Below are 16,962 nucleotides of genomic sequence, written 5' to 3'. Positions count from 1 at the left end.
AGGGAACTCCCCGCCGAGGGGGGTTTTTCAGCATGGATTGTCTAGTGCTGTGAGACCATAGCACCTAATAATGAAAATATCGCTCAAATAGAGGTGTCATGAAGGGGTTATGGCACCTCATAATGGAAAAAACGTTCAAACAGAGGTGTCATGAGGGGGCTATGGCACCTCATAATGGAAGGATCGTTCAAACAGAGGTGTCATGACGGGACTATGGCACCTCATAATGGAAAAAACGTTCAAACAGAGGTGTCATGAAGGAGTTATGAGATAGAATCAACACTATAAACTGATTATTGATCTTTCCTAGAGGAATTTATCAGGACCAAACCGCCAAAAGTTCCAACGGAACATTGGGTTCGGACAGTTTTTGCGCATTTCCCGGTACACGTGTCCGAACTTGTCCTTAGGTCGGACAAAATCCTCGTTTTACCTTGCAAAATTGTCCGAAGTCACCCTTAGTTCGGACAGTTTCCACTCTATTAACAAGGATTTTGTCCGTATAACGCCGTGAAAGAACCTTTGAAATAGTACGCACATGCCAAAAAAATTAACGGGAGTTGTTGTCAAATGAAAGATGTTGTCATCATCAATGGGGTCAGAACAGCAATTGGGAGAATGGGTGGAACGCTAAAAGATGTGGAACCGGATTATTTGGCGTCGCACGTAATGAAAGAGCTTCTTTCCCGTACCCAGTTGGATAGCTCAGAAGTTGAAGAAGTGATCCTTGGTCATGTGAAGCAAAGCGCAGACCAACCGAATATTGCGAGAAAGGCTGCGCTTCGTGCAGAGATGCCGATCGAAATTCCCGGGTATACCGTCCATCGGCAATGCGGTTCCGGCCTGCAATCGATCAATAATGCTGCACAACAAATTGCGAGTAATCTGGACGATACGATTATTGCCGGAGGAACAGAGAGTATGAGTACAGCTCCTTATTATATACGGGGTGCTCGCTTTGGGTTGACGGCCGGCAATGGTGTACTCGTAGATCCGAATACGGAAAGTCAACCGAAAGCACAGCCGGAGGAATTATATGGAAATGATTTAACGATGGGACTGACGGCGGAAAATTTGGCGGACATGCACAATATCAGCCGATCCGAACAAGATGAATTTGCATTGCGCAGTCAGGCATTGGCTAAAGATGCCATTGAAAAAGGAAAATTCAAGGATGAGATTACCCCTTATGAAGTGAAATCGAGAAAAGAAACCATTAAGTTCGACACCGATGAGCATCCAAGGGAAACGAATATGGAAAAATTATCGAAATTACCGGCCGTTTTTAAAAAAGACGGCACCGTCACACCGGGCAATTCAAGCGGCAGGAACGATGGAGCAGCGGCAACGCTTGTTATGTCCGGGGAAAAAGCTAAAGAAATGAACTTGACACCAAAAATGAAAGTTGTCGCACAGGCTTCAGCAGGCGTAGGCCCTGATATTATGGGAATAGGACCTGTTCCATCCACGAGGAAAGCTTTAAAACAGGCCGGTCTTAAACTGGAAGATATCGATCTTATCGAATTGAACGAGGCGTTTGCAGCCCAGTCACTCGCGGTCGTTAAGGAGTTGGGCATCGACCAAGACCGTTTGAATGTCAATGGTGGGGCAATTGCTTTAGGCCATCCATTAGGTGCAACATGCAATATTTTAACGATTAAGTTGATGAATGAAATGGAGCGCCGCGGCAGTAAGTATGGAGCGGTAACCGCCTGTATTGGCGGCGGATTAGGGATTACGACCATCTTCGAAAATTTACAAGTTTGATAGTGGGGGAGAGCATGCATTTACCTTTGGAAGGAGTAAAAGTTTTAGAACTTGCGAGAACGCTTGCAGGACCGGTATCCGGCCAAATGCTCGGGGATCTCGGTGCGGAAGTGATTAAAGTGGAACAGCCCGGAAGGGGGGATGAAGCCAGACATTTCTCGCCTCCGGATTGGGAAGGGGAAAGCTGTTATTATTTAAGTTCAAATCGAAACAAGCGAAGCATCACTGTAAATTTAAAGACGAAACAAGGAAAACAAATCATTCATGAATTAGCCAAAGACAGTGATGTTTTAATTGAGAACTTCAGAACCGGGGCTACCGAGAAGTTAGGGATTGACTATGAAACACTGAAAGAGATCAACCCTCAAATCATCTACTTATCCGTTTCAGGCTTCGGCAGAACGGGTCCCGAAAAAGACCGTGCAGGCTATGATATCTTAATGCAAGGGTACGCGGGCCTGATGAGCACAACCGGGGAGCCGGGTGTCCCATATAAGGCGGGACCATCAGTGGCAGATTTAACGACAGGTATTCTAGGTGCTTTGGGGGTCTTGGCTGCTTTATTGGCGAGAGGGAAGACAGGTGAAGGACAGTTTGTAGATTCCAGTTTATTGGATGGTCAAATCATGACCTTAAACCACTTGGCCACAGGCTTCTTTGCAACCGGCCAGTCTGCAAAGCCGATGGGGCAAGGGCATAACTCGATTGTGCCTTATCAAGTGTTTAAAGCGAGCGACAAAAATATCATCCTGGCTGCCGCCAATGATAATCTCTGGGAGAAAGCGTGCAAAGCAATGGGCTGGGAAGACTTATTGCAAGTGGAAGAATATAAAACCAATCAATTGCGTGTGGCCAACCGTGACCAACTCATTCCTATTTTGGCTGAACGGTTCGCTCAGTTTACAAGCGATGAAATTGTCACAAGAATGGACGAAGCCGGAGTGCCTTGTGGCCCCGTGAACGCTGTCGGTGAAGCAGTCACGTCGCCACAATCTGTTGCCAGAGAGACGATGGTAAACGTTGATCATCCCAAAATTAAAGACTTAAAAACACCTGCATTTCCGGTTAAATTATCAGACACCCCGGCATCGGTGCGCCACCATCCGCCTTTATTGGGTGAACATACAGAAGAAGTGCTGTTTTCATTAGGTTTTACCGGTGAAAAAATTTCCCGTATGCGCGAAGACGGGGTGTTGTAAAAATGATGGATAAAACGGTACCGGTATCAGAAGCTGTTAAACAGGTGAAATCAAATGATCATCTCGTGCTCGCCGGGATGTGCAGTGAACCTCCGGCGTTAATCCAAGAATTGATTCAGCAAAGAGAGCGGCTTGAAAATGTGACAATCTATAACATGCCGCTCGGAAGTCCATGTGCATACGCAAATCCTGAATGGCATCAACATTTTAAAGTGAAAAGCTTTCTTTTATCCGGGGTATTAAAAGATTCATATAAATGTGGGATGACCGATTACCTTCCTATGAATCTTTCCGATATTCCAAGTTTTATGGAACAATTAGCACCGGATGTTGCTTTTATCCAATGTACGACGCTCGATAACGAAGGGAACGTGAATTTAGGGTTGTCCGCAGATTACACACTATCATTAATTAATCATGCACAATTGGTGATCGCGGAAATAAATGATCAGCTTCCTTGGGCGTCCGGAAAAGGAACGATTTCAGCAAGCGACATTGACCTATTTGTGGAAGGGTCACTCCCCCCAACTGAACTTCCCAGTGCAACTCCGGGTGATACAGAGAACAGGATTGCTCAGTATGTGGCTGAATTAATTCCTGACCGTTCGACGATCCAGATCGGGATAGGATCATTGGCGAACAGCATTATAAGTGCTTTAAAAAATAAATCCGCTCTCGGCGTTCACACAGGTACATTTCCGGAGGCATTGATCGATTTATATGAGAGCGGTGTCGTGACGAACGAATATAAAGAAATTAATCAAGGTAAAATCGTCGCCACGTGTTTAGCAGGAACGCAAAACTTGTATAACTATGCCCATCGCCATTCAAACATAGAATTATATCCATCCGATTACACGCATAGCACAGCAACCATTTCGCAGCTATCAAACTTTCACGCGATCAATTCAGCAGTACAAGTAGATTTCACTGGACAGATTAACGCTGAAAAAATAAAAGATTTTTACATTGCAGGTGTAGGCGGGCAAATGGACTTTATGCGCGGAGCGATGGCATCCAAAGGCGGGAAGTCAATTATCGCCCTCCCGTCGACAGCAGCAAAAGGAACGAAATCAAGAATTGTTCCTGAGTTTTCAAGCGTTACTTCTACAAAATCCGATGTCCATTATGTCGTTACGGAATATGGGATCGCCTCGCTGCATGGGAAAACAATTGCAGAAAGAAAAGAAGAGTTAATTAGTATTACTCATCCCGATTTTAGAGAAGAGTTATGACTGGTTCTCGATCACAACGATGACACAAATGGTGTTATTTTGATCTACAATCGTGAACGCATTGTTCACGAAAACGGTCTGCGATCTGAAATTATAATAGTTATTTAATCACTAACGGATTTTGACGCCCTAATTCGATTTTTGGAAGCCGTTAGGTCGCCAACGCCAGCGATTGGCCCCTAACGCTGGTAGGAGAAAGTCGTTAGGTCGCCAATAACAACTTTTGACGACCTAACGCCGGTAAATGAAAGCCGTTAGGTCGTCAACGCCAGCTTTTGAAGCCCTATCTCTGACAGTCGGAAGTCGTACGGCTTTCAACAGGAGGCGGTGTGAACAATCATTACGGCCGTTATGCACTAGGTAAGGGATGAAAGAAAAGATGATGAATCGTTGCTAAACAAACCTGAAATGATAAGGGCGCTCATTACCGTCCTCATTGCTTTTACCTATTTACTCTACGTATTTGTGCCAAACGATTTTCTCTTAATTGCATTTACCTTTTTTTGTTTGCTGCTTATAATCACTAGCCTTTCTTCTCTGAAGGGGATTCCGGCTCTAACGATCGTACTGCTCCTCATTGCAGGAACTTGGATTCATATTTCACAAGATGGAGATTTTAAGGGCTGGTTCCTCGCGTTTGGGGAAAATGCCAGTATCCTGACACTATTCATCACCGTTCCGATTTTAAGTATCCCGGTTCGCATTGGTTATTATTTGGATGCGTTAGATGATTTTTACAAACGGCGTATTAACAATGCCAATCAGTTCTATTTTATGTCGAGCAGTACGTCGTTTTTATTCAGTGTCTTATTGAACTTAGGGTCCCTCCCACTCTTGTATCAAATGCTTAACACGGAGCAAAACAAAGCCTTATCGGGAAAATTGCGAAAGGCTTTGTTGAGGGGCTATGTTTTGGCCGTTATGTGGTCACCTTACTTCATTTCAATGGCGCTCGTGATTTCTTATTTTGATGTTAGTTGGGCGCAAATATTTCCGTTTGGAGTGATTATTGCGCTGACTGGATTAGCTGTCGGCTATGGGATGGAACGGGAACGGAAAAAAGAACACAACGGTGTACAACAGGATGTCACGTTCGAAAATACCCGAAACAACGGTGCAAATAAACTCAAGCAGTTAATCGCAACTGGATTGGCAATTACAGCTAGCATTTTTATCATAGAGTTTTATTCAGAACTCAGTGTCATCGTTGTTGTTTCAGTAACAGCCGTTTGTGCCGCTGTTATTTGGTCGTTGTTTTTGCGGAAAATAAAACCTTTTTTTGGAGAGTTTAAGAATACATACTTTACGAGCCTTCCGAACATGAAGGTAGAGTTAGTATTATTTGCAACAGCGGGATTTTTTGGGGCAGTGATTGTACAAACCGATTTTAAGCAGTGGATGGATCAGTTCTTTTCGCTGGTCGGCACAAACATTATCATTCTTGCTGTCGTCATCATCGGTATTGTCGTTCTACTTTCTATGGTAGGTGTCCATTCGATTGTAACCGTGACATTGATGGCCGTAAGTTTAAGTGAGCTGCCCCAGTTTGAACAGTCTCACCTTGCCATCGCGATTATGTTACTCACCAGTTGGTCCCTTGCGTCTATCCTATCGCCGTTCTCGGGATTAACACTGTTGACGAGCTCACTGACGAATCGTTCTTCTTTTCAAGTAGGTATGAAGGAAAACTGGGTCTTCGCGCTGATTTTGTTTGTCATTGTCGTTATCGTTCTTGCTATATCTCGCTATGTCCTAGGGATTTTATAATCGAGTGTAGTTTTGACCATTAGACTTTAAAAGTGGTCGGCTATATATTTTATTTACCTATATACAAAATGTTTGTCGTTGTATGAATAAAAATTGCCCTCTCACTGCTCCAACGCAATAAAGGAGGGAGGCTTTAATGGCATAGATATTGCATTATTATACATCAATCGAAGATGAAGGAGAGAGGAAAAGATGGAAGATTTATTATTTGATATAGAAGACGGCATTGCAACAATCACGTTAAATCGACCGGATTCATTGAATGCGTTTAGTGTGAAAATGATTGAAGATTGGATTAAAGCGCTTGAAGAAGTGCGTGACAATGATGACATTCGAGTCTTGGTTTTAACCGGCACTGGGAAAGCATTTTGTGCAGGCGGTGATCTCAAGACGATGAAGAATGGCCAAGGGTTTCTCAATAAAGACGGGCATGAGGAGAAGGATTTCGCTTCGACAGGCATCAATCGAAAAAATAGTTTATGGAAACATGTTCAACGAATTCCGCTATTAATGGAAGAGATCGATAAACCAACGATCGCTGCCATTAATGGGGATGCTATTGGCGCAGGGTTAGATATGACGCTTCAATGTGACATTCGAATTGCCTCAGAGAAGGCTCGTTTTGGAGAAGGATACGTCAAAGTAGGACTCGTTCCGGGAGATGGCGGAGGCTATTATTTGCCAAGAATTGTCGGTTTGGATCGTGCACTGGAAATGTTATGGACCGGAAAAATTATTGATTCAGCGGAAGCGGCAGACATTGGACTTGTGACCAGAGTTGTTCCACCGGAAAATCTATTGGATGAAACTTATGATTTGGCAGGGAAAATAGCTCGAGGCCCTCAACAAGCAATAAGGTTAATGAAAAGAACTGTTTATCAAGGACTTAAAACAGATTTACGGACATCGCTTGATCAAGTTTCTTCTTATATGGGATTGGTCACCGAACACCCCGATTATCAAGAAGGCTTAAACGCGATTATTGAAAAGAGAAAGCCCAAGTTTAAATAAAGGGGGGAGGGATATGATGGTAAAAGAGCTAGAATTGCCGATTGTTGATCTTCCAAAGGAAACGGAAAGTTTACGGGAGGACGTTCGCGACTTTATTTCCACAGAATTGCATAATGAATCGTTTACAACGCGAAGTGACTCTTGGTTAAGTGGTTTTTCAGCTGATTTTAGCCGCAAGTTAGGCGAACGTGGATGGCTGGGCATGACATGGCCAAAAAAATATGGCGGACACGAGCGAACGGCATTTGAACGTTTTGTTGTAACCGAAGAGCTATTAGCAGCCGGTGCGCCTGTTGCGGCACATTGGTTTGCAGATCGGCAAACCGGTCCACTTTTATTGAAATATGGCAATGAATACCAGCGGCAAACGTTTTTGCCGAAAATCAGTAGGGGTGAGCTGTTTTTTGCCGTTGGTTTAAGTGAACCAAATTCCGGGTCCGATTTAGCTTCGATTTCCACCCGCGCGAAAAAATTAGGGAATAAATGGGTGATGAATGGTAGTAAAATTTGGTCCAGCGGTGCCCATCATGCGCATTATATCGTTGTGTTGCTCAGAACATCCACACAGGGCGAGAAAAAACATGACGGGATCAGCCAGATGATTGTTGATCTTTCCGCACCCGGGGTCACGGTACGGCCGATTTATTTAATGACGGGTGAGCATCATTTTAATGAAGTGATTTTCGAGGATGTGGAAGTTTCAGAAGATATGATCGTCGGCGAAGTAGGGGGTGGCTGGAAACAGAGCATGGCCGAACTTGCGTATGAGCGAAGTGGACCGGAACGTTTTTTAAGCACTTATCCATTATTAAAAGAACTTATCAATCAACTTTCAGAAACATCAGGAAAACATGCAAACATTAAAGTTGGAAAATTGGCGTCACGATTATGGACGTTGCGATGCATGTCATTAGGTGTCGCGGGGTTACTCGAGAAGGGAGATTCACCTGATATCGCGGCGTCCTTAGTGAAAGATATGGGGACCCAATTCGAAAAGGATGTCATCGACGTGGCAAGAGAATTAATCCCGAGCAGGCCATCGATGAATGCACCAACTAAATTTGAAACATTACTTGCCGAATCGATCCTACATGCACCGGGGTTTACGCTTCGCGGAGGAACGACCGAAATCTTGCGAAGCATTATAGCTAGGGGGATAGGGGTATAATGAGTGATATTCAATCCATGCTTACCGATACAGCAACCAAAATTATGAAGGATATTTGTACGAAAGAAGTCATCAATAAAGCAGAAAAAGGGGAATTCCCTCAAGGTCTCTGGGAAGCATTGGAAGACGTTGGCATGACTTCCGTTGGTGTGCCGGAACGAGCAGGAGGAATGGGCGGTGATGTGAGTGATGTTCAAAGTTTATTAAAGGTCGTCGGTAAATTTTCCGGTCCCATCCCTCTAGCAGAGACCTTGCTTGCAAAATGGATATTAAGTGTTGCACGTTTACCTTTATTAGACGGACCGATCTCCCTGTTACCTGCACAAAAAAACGACCAAATTTCTTTTAGAAAAACGGACGACGCTTGGGTGGTGACTGGAAAAGCCCAACATATCCCGTGGGCACGTGATGTAGAGAACATCGTTATATTTGGTGCGACCAGTGCAGGTAAACAGATTGTATCTACTGTTTCTACGGCTGATTGTCAATTAACCCATGGACAAAATCTAGCAGGAGAACCTAGGGATGAAGTTATTTTGACTGATATTTTGATTGAAAGTGACAGGGTTGCTTTTGCTCCCGATTTAACAGAAGCAGATATTTGGGATAGAGGCTCACTTACGCGAACCGCTCTTATGGCCGGCGCGCTTGAAAACATACTGGAACTATCGCTGACGTATGCAAAAGAACGGGCACAGTTCGGAAGACCAATCGGAAAATTCCAAGCCGTAAAACAACAATTAGCCGTCATGACAGGAGAAGTGACCGCTTCAGGAATAGCGGCCGATTCTGCTGTTGCTGCATATGAACATGGGGCACAAAATCAGGAAATAGCAATGGCCAAAATCCAAGTTGGTGAAGCTGCAAAGGCTGTCACAAACATTGCTCATCAAGTTCATGGAGCTATGGGCTTCACCGATGAACACCCATTACATCACAGCACGAGACGATTATGGTCATGGCGAGATGAATACGGTTCCGAGAGTGAGTGGGCGGATCTTCTGGGGAGTAGAGTTTTGGAGAGCGGTTCAGACGATGTGTGGTCTATGATTGCGGATTCATCTTAATGACTGGCCTAATCGTTCTCTTATTAATTTAGAGAAATTTCATTAAAATTTATGCTTCTCAGTTAAAGAGAAAGAGTCATATAAATTGTTCATATGGAAAAGGGAATATGATGAATGAAGTCGAATCTCAAACGCAACTAGATCATATGCATTTTATCAATGAGATCTAAAATAGGTGGAAAACATTAAATACTCTTTTTAGTGAAGTTATCAAAACTTTATATGAGGAACCGGATTATTTACACGCTTATCTTGACGAATGCAGAAGAAGGCAATTAGATATAGAGAGTAGGTTAGTTAAGTAGGTTTAAATATACAATGCGAAAGGTGGTCAATCATGAATTATCAAGCGTTGGTTGAAACTTTTTCTTGGGAAGAGGTAGAGAAAAAATTTGATTGGCAATCCGGTGATGACATTAATATGGCTCATTTAGTTTGTGATCGGTGGGCAGAGGAACCGGATCGAATTGCAATTTATTGGGAAGATGCTTCAGGTAACAAACAGACATGGACGTATGAAAAGTTGAGGCAAAAATCCAATCAAATGGCACATGCTTTAAAACATCTTGGCGTTAAAAAAGGTGATCGAGTAGCAGGTCTTTTAGGGAAAGACATGGAGCTCATCATCTCAGTTTTGGCCACATGGAAAATTGGCGCTATATACGTTCCATTGTTTACAGCATTCGGACCGGACGCCATTATGCATCGTACGACGGACTCAGGCGTCAGTTTCTTAATTACGAATCGTGAACAGATGAGTAAACTCGAAGATCAAAATACTTCTTTTCAAGTACTATTAACGGATGGTTTAACGAATGAAGGAAAGACTTTCTGGGAATTTGTTGAAGCTTTCCCTAATGACTATGTGCTTGAACGAACCACCGAGATGGACCCATCCGTCATTCAATACACCTCAGGGACGACGGGCCTTCCAAAGGGCGCGGTGAGCACTCATAAAAGCGTCATAAGTTTGTATCCATATATGAGATACGCATTAAATATAGACGATGAAGATATCTTTTTTGGTGGGGCGGATATGGGCTGGTCCTATGGTTTAATGGCTTGTACCTTTGTCCCGTTAAGTTTTGGAATACCTATTCTCGTCTATAAAGGTCCTTTTGATGTGGAGAAAATTTATCAGCTTTTGGACGAATATAATGTCACAAACTTCACGTACGCACCGACCGCATACAGAATGATGATGGCGGCAGGTCCAGAACTTATTAAAAACTACAATATACAAACGAAAAAATTCAGCAGCGCAGGTGAGCCATTAAATGCTGAGGTTGTTCGTTTTTTTGAAAATAATTTTGGCACGGCGATTTATGACCATTACGGTTCAACCGAGTCCGGAATGATTGTGAATAATTATAATATAACAGATATGGTCGTAAAACCCGGGTCTATGGGGTTACCACTACCGGGTTATCGTGTACGATTGATAGACAATCAGGGGAATGTCGTGAAAAATGGTGAAACAGGGGAAATCGCCATTGATACAACAGATCAAGACCTTAACTTTATGGGATATTGGAACAATCCAAAAAAAACAGAAGGCAAGTATTTAGGCAAATGGTTCTTAACAGGCGATCTTGCAAAACAGGATGAGGAAGGCTATTTCTGGTTTGACGGGCGGTCGGATGATGTTATTACCAGTGCCGGTTACAGGATTGGGCCGACTGAGGTGGAGAGTAGCCTCATGGAACATCCCGCGGTGGTAGAAACAGCCGTTGTCGGAAAACCGGATAAAGCAAAAGGCGAGATTGTAAAAGCGTACGTAGTGCTTAGCGATTCCTATCAACCATCAGAAGAATTGTCAAAAGAATTGATGACGTATGTAAAGGAGAAATTATCGAAACATCAGTATCCCAGAGAAGTAGAATTTCTGGAAAACCTGCCTAAAACACAGAGTGGAAAAATTCAGCGTTATCTATTAAGAAAACAAGAATAGGAAGAAGAACACAAAGCACTTCCGAGGCTAATTGCGCTATCTCGGAATCCTTGGCATGCAAGGGATGACTGAAACGCGAAAAAATTTTTCCGCCAATCCCAACAAATTCACGAGGATTGGCGGTGCTTATAATGACCAATGTGAAACAACGACTTCAACGCATAAAAGCCCTCTGGCATGAAAAGTGAACACCAATGCTCAGGCATTAGATTAGCTTTCGAGATTGGGCTTTGAGGACTCTTTGTGTTGAACGGGAGCCAAAAAGTCCTCAGAATTGTGTTTAGCGGACTCAAAGTAGTTTCAAGTGATAGGGGTTTAATACATATTGACGTTAGCGATGATTCATTAGAAATAATTGAAAAAATGATTGTTGCATATAAAGGTGTTAGCGGTCTCTTTTTGTTTTATAAAGTATGTGAGCTCATCTTAAGCCCACGCATAGGCAAATGAAAAACAATTGGAGGAACGTTTATGTCTGGTTCGCCTGCGGCTAAGCAAAACATGGGCAAGCCTTTTGAAATGAATGAACGAACCATTTTAGTCTTCTGGGGAATCGGGATGTTTCTGATGACGATGAATACGACTATGTTTAATGTCGCGCTCCCTACGGTTATTACGGAATTTCAGATCCCTTCATCGGTTGCCACCTGGATTGTCTCCGGATATTCCGTCGTGTTTGCGTTATCTGCGATAACATTCAGCCGTTTATCAGATTATGTGCCAATCCGCAGACTGATCAGTTTCGGGCTGCTCGTTTTAGGTATATCCTCACTGATCGGATTTTTTTCCAACTCGTTTCTTTTTTTACTTCTTGCCCGCCTTTTTCAAGCAATTGGTGCAAGTGCGCTCCCCAGTTTAGCTGTTGTCCTCTTTTCAAAATATATCCCGGTAAACAGGCGTGGGAACGCGATGGCGGTCGTTGCGGCCTCCGCGTCATTAGGATTTGGGATGGGACCGCTTTTCGGAGGAGTGCTTACAGAGCAATGGGGATGGAATTATTTGTTTCTTGTCCCTTTTGCCGTGTTGGTGATTTTGCCGATCATTCGCAGGAATCTGCCTTCTGAAGCTATACAAAAAGTGAAGTTTGATGTATTTGGGGCGATATTGATTGGCGTATCTGTAGGCGGCGTACTATTGTTTGTGACGAGTGGGATCTACATTGCGCTCATTTTTTCGATTCCTGCTATGTTCCTCTTATGGAAACATATACATAAGGCTGAAATTCCTTTTATCCAGTCTGAATTGCTTCATTATCGAAGTTACTTGTTGTTGCTTCTTATGCCTTTCACTTCTTTCTTTATGAACTTTGCAACGTTATTTACGATTCCGATTCTTTTATCCGAGCTTTTTAATAAAAATCCGTTGGAAACAGGACTCATTATTTTTCCGGGAGCAATTTTAGCAGCATTTTCTGCAAACTTAGCAGGGAAAGTCATCGATCGCAAAGGACCGGTGAATGTGATCCGGGCAGGCTTGGCGTTTCTATTCATCGCTTATATACTGTTCGCATTTTTTGCAAATGTATCGCCATATGCCTCGCTTGGCATTATCATCATCGCCATTTCCGGCTCGAACATTTTGCTTGCAAGCGCGAATAATGAGGTATCAAGAATACTACCGGCAACGTTTATCGGTTCAGGCATGGGGCTCATACAATTATCCCAATTTGTGGGAGGCGCTTTCGGTGCCGGAGTCGCGGGAATGCTTATTTCCGTTCAGCAGCAATTGCCTCAAGAAGAGATTTTCCGAAATTTATTTTTCGTTTATATAGGCTGGATGATCATTGCCCATATTGTTTTTCATCTTTATTTGCGTTCAAAAAAAGCCGGACGTAATATTGCACATGACAACAGCTTATCCAGTTAAAGCTTCTGCGGAAGCTTTTTTTCATTCATTTTTGTATGATCCATACGGAAATGAATGATAGCAAAATAAAGAAAATGAAAGCCCTTTAATTTGATGCCTTTTTTGTCGATTATTTTTTTGGCATCATTATTGCATTAAAAGAATGAGACGACATCTAAGACATACAGGAGGGAAGAGATTGAGATTGAATAAAAAAGCGAAGAAATTTTGTTTGTTAAGTGGCTCGTTTTTACTCACAGCCGGTCTGTTAACGGCTTGCAATAGTGAAGCTGAGGATGATGAGTGGCAGCATGCCCACATTTCCGGGCCGACAGATTCGGGATGGTACCCGCTGTCCACCTTATTTTCCGACATTTGGCTTGATGAACTGGAAGAAGCCGATGTGACTGTTGTTGAAGGTGCCGCGATTGGCAACATTCGCGAGGTGAATACAGGTGTGGACGTGCAGACCGGATTCGCGTTTGTATCTGACTTTGTTGATGGGATTAACGGGGAAGGAGGGTTTGAAGGGGAACCTCAGGAGAATGTTAAGGCGCTCGGCGCATTTTATCCTACCTTTTGGAACATCGCGGTATTGGAAGACAGCCCATATGAATCCCTGGAAGATGTGGTTGAATATGGCGCAGATGTGATTCCCGGTAACCCGGGCGACGCAAGCGTGCAAACCTTTCATCGAATCTTTGAAGCCATGGGGTATGACGAAGAAGATTTGGAAGAAGCGGGTGTGGCAATAGATTATGGGGGTTACGGTGATGCTGCCAATCAGATGAGGGATGGGATTATTGATCTCACGATTCAAGGCGGCGGTCCTTACGTTCCGGGTTTGACAGAAATTGATGCTACCCAGTCCGTGGAACTTTTGTCCATCCCCGATGAAGTGTTGGATGAGTTGGAGGAACAGGAGTATGGGTATACGACGGATTTGGAGATTCCCGCTGACAGTTATAGCGCTCAAACGGAAGATGTTCCGACCGTTGTGACTTGGGCGATGATGATTGTACACGAGGATATGGATGATGACGTCGTGTATGAACTGACAAAGGCTATTTGGGAAAATGTTGATCGAGTTGAAGAGGAACAACCGACCCGAGGGGAATGGTTCGATCCGGAATTTGCTTACGGTGAAATTGACGATCCCGAAGAAAATATTCATCCCGGCGCATTGCGATATTATGAAGAAGTCGGTGCAACTGACTAGAAAGGAGGGAGAGCGCAATGGAGAAAACAAATACCGGAAATGAAAAAATTGACTTAACCATCGAAGAAGAAAGAATGAACTCCTCCATTGAGAAGTCCTTGTACAACCCGGACGGCTGGTCAATGTGGAAGCGCTTGCGGCAATTTATGATTGCCATCATCGCGATCACCCTCGCGGTTTATGTGATCTATTACGCGGCAGCGGGCGGTTTGCCGGCTTGGCAACACCGTGCCGTGTTTACATCAATCTTTTTGATTTTGTGTTTTAGTACGTTTTCCTATCGTAAAGGCAAAGAACCCGGCCATTTATTGTTCGATGCAGTGCCGCTCGTCTTGTCGATTGCCCTACTCGGGCATGCGTTCTTTTCCTATCCGGAGATTGCCCTCCGCCAAGGAGCATCTACCCTTTTTGATCAAATCGTGGCGACGGTTATGATTCTTCTAGTTATCGAAGGGGTACGACGGACGATTGGGCACGCAATGGCCATATTGGCATTGTTCTTTTGGGCGTATATATTTATCGGGCCTATTTTTCCGGGAATTTTAGGCCATCAAGGATTTAGTTATGGCCGCATGACTGATGCCCTTTACACGACGACGAACGGGATTTTCAGTGATCCCATTTACGTGGCATCCACAGTCCTCATTCTGTTTCTGATTTTTGCTGCTTTTATGATGAGGACAGGGGTTGGGCAATTTTTTATTGAATTTGCATTTGCCTTGACCGGACGCATTCGCGGCGGCCCCGCTCTTGCGTCCGTATTATCTAGTGGGTTGTTGGCGACGGTGAGCGGAAACGGAGCGGCGAACGCGTCTATGACCGGACCGTTCACGATTCCGCTGATGAAAAGGGTCGGTTATACGAAAACGTTTTCCGGTGCCGTGGAAGCGGTTGCTTCCCAAGGCGGGCAGATTATGCCGCCGATCATGGGCGCGGCTGCCTTTGTTATGGCGGAATACACCGGCATTCCTTACATTGAAGTAGCTGGCTATGCACTGCTCCCGGCTATCCTGTTCTTTACCGTCGTCGGCGTGGTCATTTATTTTCAAGCGCGTCGCTTAGGGTTGGAAGGCATCCCGGGGCATCAACTCCCAAATTTCTGGAAGCTCGTCGCGGGCAAAGGATACCTCATTCTGCCGTTAGTGATCATTATTGTTTTGATGGTCAGCGGTTACAGTCCGATGAGGGCCGGGATGTGGGCGTTGTTGTCCGTTTTTATATTAAGTTTATTTAAAAAAGAAAGCCGTTTGAACGTAATGGCTATTCTTGCCGCTTTGGAAAAAGGCATCCGCAATGCTGTGCCGACGGTAATGGCGTGTGCCGGCGCAGGCATTATTGCCGGGTCTGTTATTATGACCGGACTTGGCATGGCTTTCTCGCGATTCGCGGTAGAAATGTCAGGCGGACAACTGTTGCCGTTACTTTTGTTAATCATGGTCGCATCCATTATTCTCGGGATGGGCATGCCGACGGTGTCGGCTTATGTCATTCTCGCGACGGTTGCTGCCGGAGCGCTCACGCAACTGGGTGTACCCGTCCTTGTCGCTCATTTTTTCGTATTCTATTTCGGCATTTTTTCTGGCATTACACCACCGGTGGCGATCACTTCTTTCATTACGGCTGGGATCGCGGGCAGCAATCCGTTGCGAACCTCTGTCTATTCTTTAAGAGTCGGGATGGCCGGATTTATACTGCCGTATATGCTCGTCTATAATCCTTCGCTTTCCTTTGATGGAAGTGTTCCTTCGATCATTTTCGGCATTATAACCGCTCTATTGGGACTAGTGGCCTTTGCCGGATTTATCGAAGGATGTATGCTGAAAATAACAGCTGTTTGGGAACGAATAGCTTTATTGGTAGCGGCCGTTCTATTGGTCACGGATCACTTATGGACGGATTTGATCGGGCTTGTGTTGCTGGCGGTTGTTTTTATCTATCAATGGCGAGGCAATGATAAAAGTACAACAGTGGGGATATCTACGGAGTACTAATTTGCAAATCGTGCGCCCAAACAAGGTTTGGGCGCATGTTATATTTTATTTAAAAAAGCAGATCGGTCATGTCCTCGATGTTGATGATTCGTATAAAAATTGTGTGCTTCGCAAATGTAGCTATAATCATACGTATAAATGATTGCCTGTCTTTGAAAAACAGATTTTTCGAAGGAGGAAACGATTATGAGTAACGAAAACAGGCGTTGATCTTAAAATACCTTCACATAGGTGGCCTATATTCGATCGCGTAGCAATCCAATGCGCCTTAGTGCAAATGTTATCTATCGGAAGTTTCTAATGATAGAAATACCTTTTGGTATGAAACGAGAAACCAATGCTTAGTATCAAATGAATCCTCAGGAAGCAGATCCGCGGACTCAAAGCGTTGCTCAACAGCCAGAGGAGTCCTCAGGAAGCATATCTGCGGACTCAAAGCGTTGCTCAACAGCCAGAGGAGTCCTCAGGAAGCATATCTGCGGACTCAAAGCGTTGCTCAACAGCCAGAGGAGTCCTCAGGAAGCATATCTGCGGACTCAAAGCGTTGCTCAACAGCCAGAGGAGTCCTCAGGAAGCATATCTGCGGACTCAAAGCGTTGCTCAACAGCCAGAGGAGTCCTCAGGAAGCATATCTGCGGACTCAAAGCGTTGCTCATCAGCCAGGTGAATCCTCAGGAAGCAGATTTGCGGACTCAAAGCGTTGCTCAACAGCCAAATGAGTCCTCAGGAAGCATATCTGCGG

At 44.3% G+C, this 16,962-nt stretch carries 11 protein-coding genes; all 11 read left to right on the top strand.

Features of this window, described 5'->3' with window-relative positions; all coding sequences use genetic code 11:
- Positions 1-570: 570 nt before the first annotated feature.
- The 11 genes from HUG15_RS13170 to HUG15_RS13120 all read left to right on the top strand — a co-directional run bounded on the left by HUG15_RS13170 (position 571) and on the right by HUG15_RS13120 (position 16,220).
- Positions 571-1,767, top strand: a complete 1,197-nt coding sequence (locus HUG15_RS13170) for a thiolase family protein (protein WP_200123544.1) — start codon at positions 571-573, stop codon at positions 1,765-1,767.
- Positions 1,768-1,781: 14 nt separating this feature from the next.
- Entirely contained in the window at positions 1,782-2,966 is a 1,185-nt protein-coding gene (locus HUG15_RS13165) for a CaiB/BaiF CoA transferase family protein (RefSeq protein WP_200123543.1), read from the top strand.
- Between the two features lie 2 nt (positions 2,967-2,968).
- Positions 2,969-4,201: an acetyl-CoA hydrolase/transferase family protein gene (locus tag HUG15_RS13160; RefSeq protein WP_200123542.1), complete on the top strand. Its 1,233-nt coding sequence runs from the start codon at positions 2,969-2,971 to the stop codon at positions 4,199-4,201.
- Between the two features lie 390 nt (positions 4,202-4,591).
- The gene (locus HUG15_RS13155) at positions 4,592-5,968 is read left to right on the top strand and encodes a hypothetical protein (RefSeq protein WP_200123541.1); all 1,377 of its coding nucleotides are present in this window, start codon (positions 4,592-4,594) and stop codon (positions 5,966-5,968) included.
- A gap of 192 nt (positions 5,969-6,160) precedes the next feature.
- Positions 6,161-6,979, top strand: coding sequence for an enoyl-CoA hydratase/isomerase family protein (locus tag HUG15_RS13150; protein ID WP_200123540.1), 819 nt, complete (start codon positions 6,161-6,163; stop codon positions 6,977-6,979).
- Between the two features lie 13 nt (positions 6,980-6,992).
- Complete coding sequence (locus HUG15_RS13145; protein WP_343073114.1) at positions 6,993-8,147, top strand: acyl-CoA dehydrogenase family protein; 1,155 nt, start codon at positions 6,993-6,995, stop codon at positions 8,145-8,147.
- A complete protein-coding gene (locus HUG15_RS13140) occupies positions 8,147-9,214 on the top strand; it encodes an acyl-CoA dehydrogenase family protein (protein WP_200123538.1) in 1,068 nt (355 codons plus the stop codon). The genes HUG15_RS13145 and HUG15_RS13140 overlap by 1 nt, the downstream gene beginning before the upstream one ends.
- Before the next feature lie 337 nt (positions 9,215-9,551).
- Positions 9,552-11,165, top strand: a complete 1,614-nt coding sequence (locus tag HUG15_RS13135; RefSeq protein ID WP_200123537.1) for an acetate--CoA ligase — start codon at positions 9,552-9,554, stop codon at positions 11,163-11,165.
- Positions 11,166-11,636: 471 nt separating this feature from the next.
- Positions 11,637-13,031 carry an MFS transporter gene (locus HUG15_RS13130; protein WP_200123536.1) on the top strand — a complete coding sequence of 465 codons (1,395 nt, stop codon included), beginning with the start codon at positions 11,637-11,639 and terminating at the stop codon, positions 13,029-13,031.
- Between the two features lie 178 nt (positions 13,032-13,209).
- The gene (locus tag HUG15_RS13125) at positions 13,210-14,229 is read left to right on the top strand and encodes a TAXI family TRAP transporter solute-binding subunit (RefSeq protein ID WP_200123535.1); all 1,020 of its coding nucleotides are present in this window, start codon (positions 13,210-13,212) and stop codon (positions 14,227-14,229) included.
- A 17-nt stretch (positions 14,230-14,246) separates the two neighbouring features.
- Entirely contained in the window at positions 14,247-16,220 is a 1,974-nt protein-coding gene (locus tag HUG15_RS13120) for a TRAP transporter permease (RefSeq protein ID WP_200123534.1), read from the top strand.
- Positions 16,221-16,962: the final 742 nt, after the last annotated feature.

Origin of the sequence: Salicibibacter cibarius, assembly GCF_016495725.1 — a bacterium.
GTDB lineage: Bacteria > Bacillota > Bacilli > Bacillales > Marinococcaceae > Salicibibacter > Salicibibacter cibarius.
This window is presented reverse-complemented; position numbering and strand designations above follow the sequence as displayed.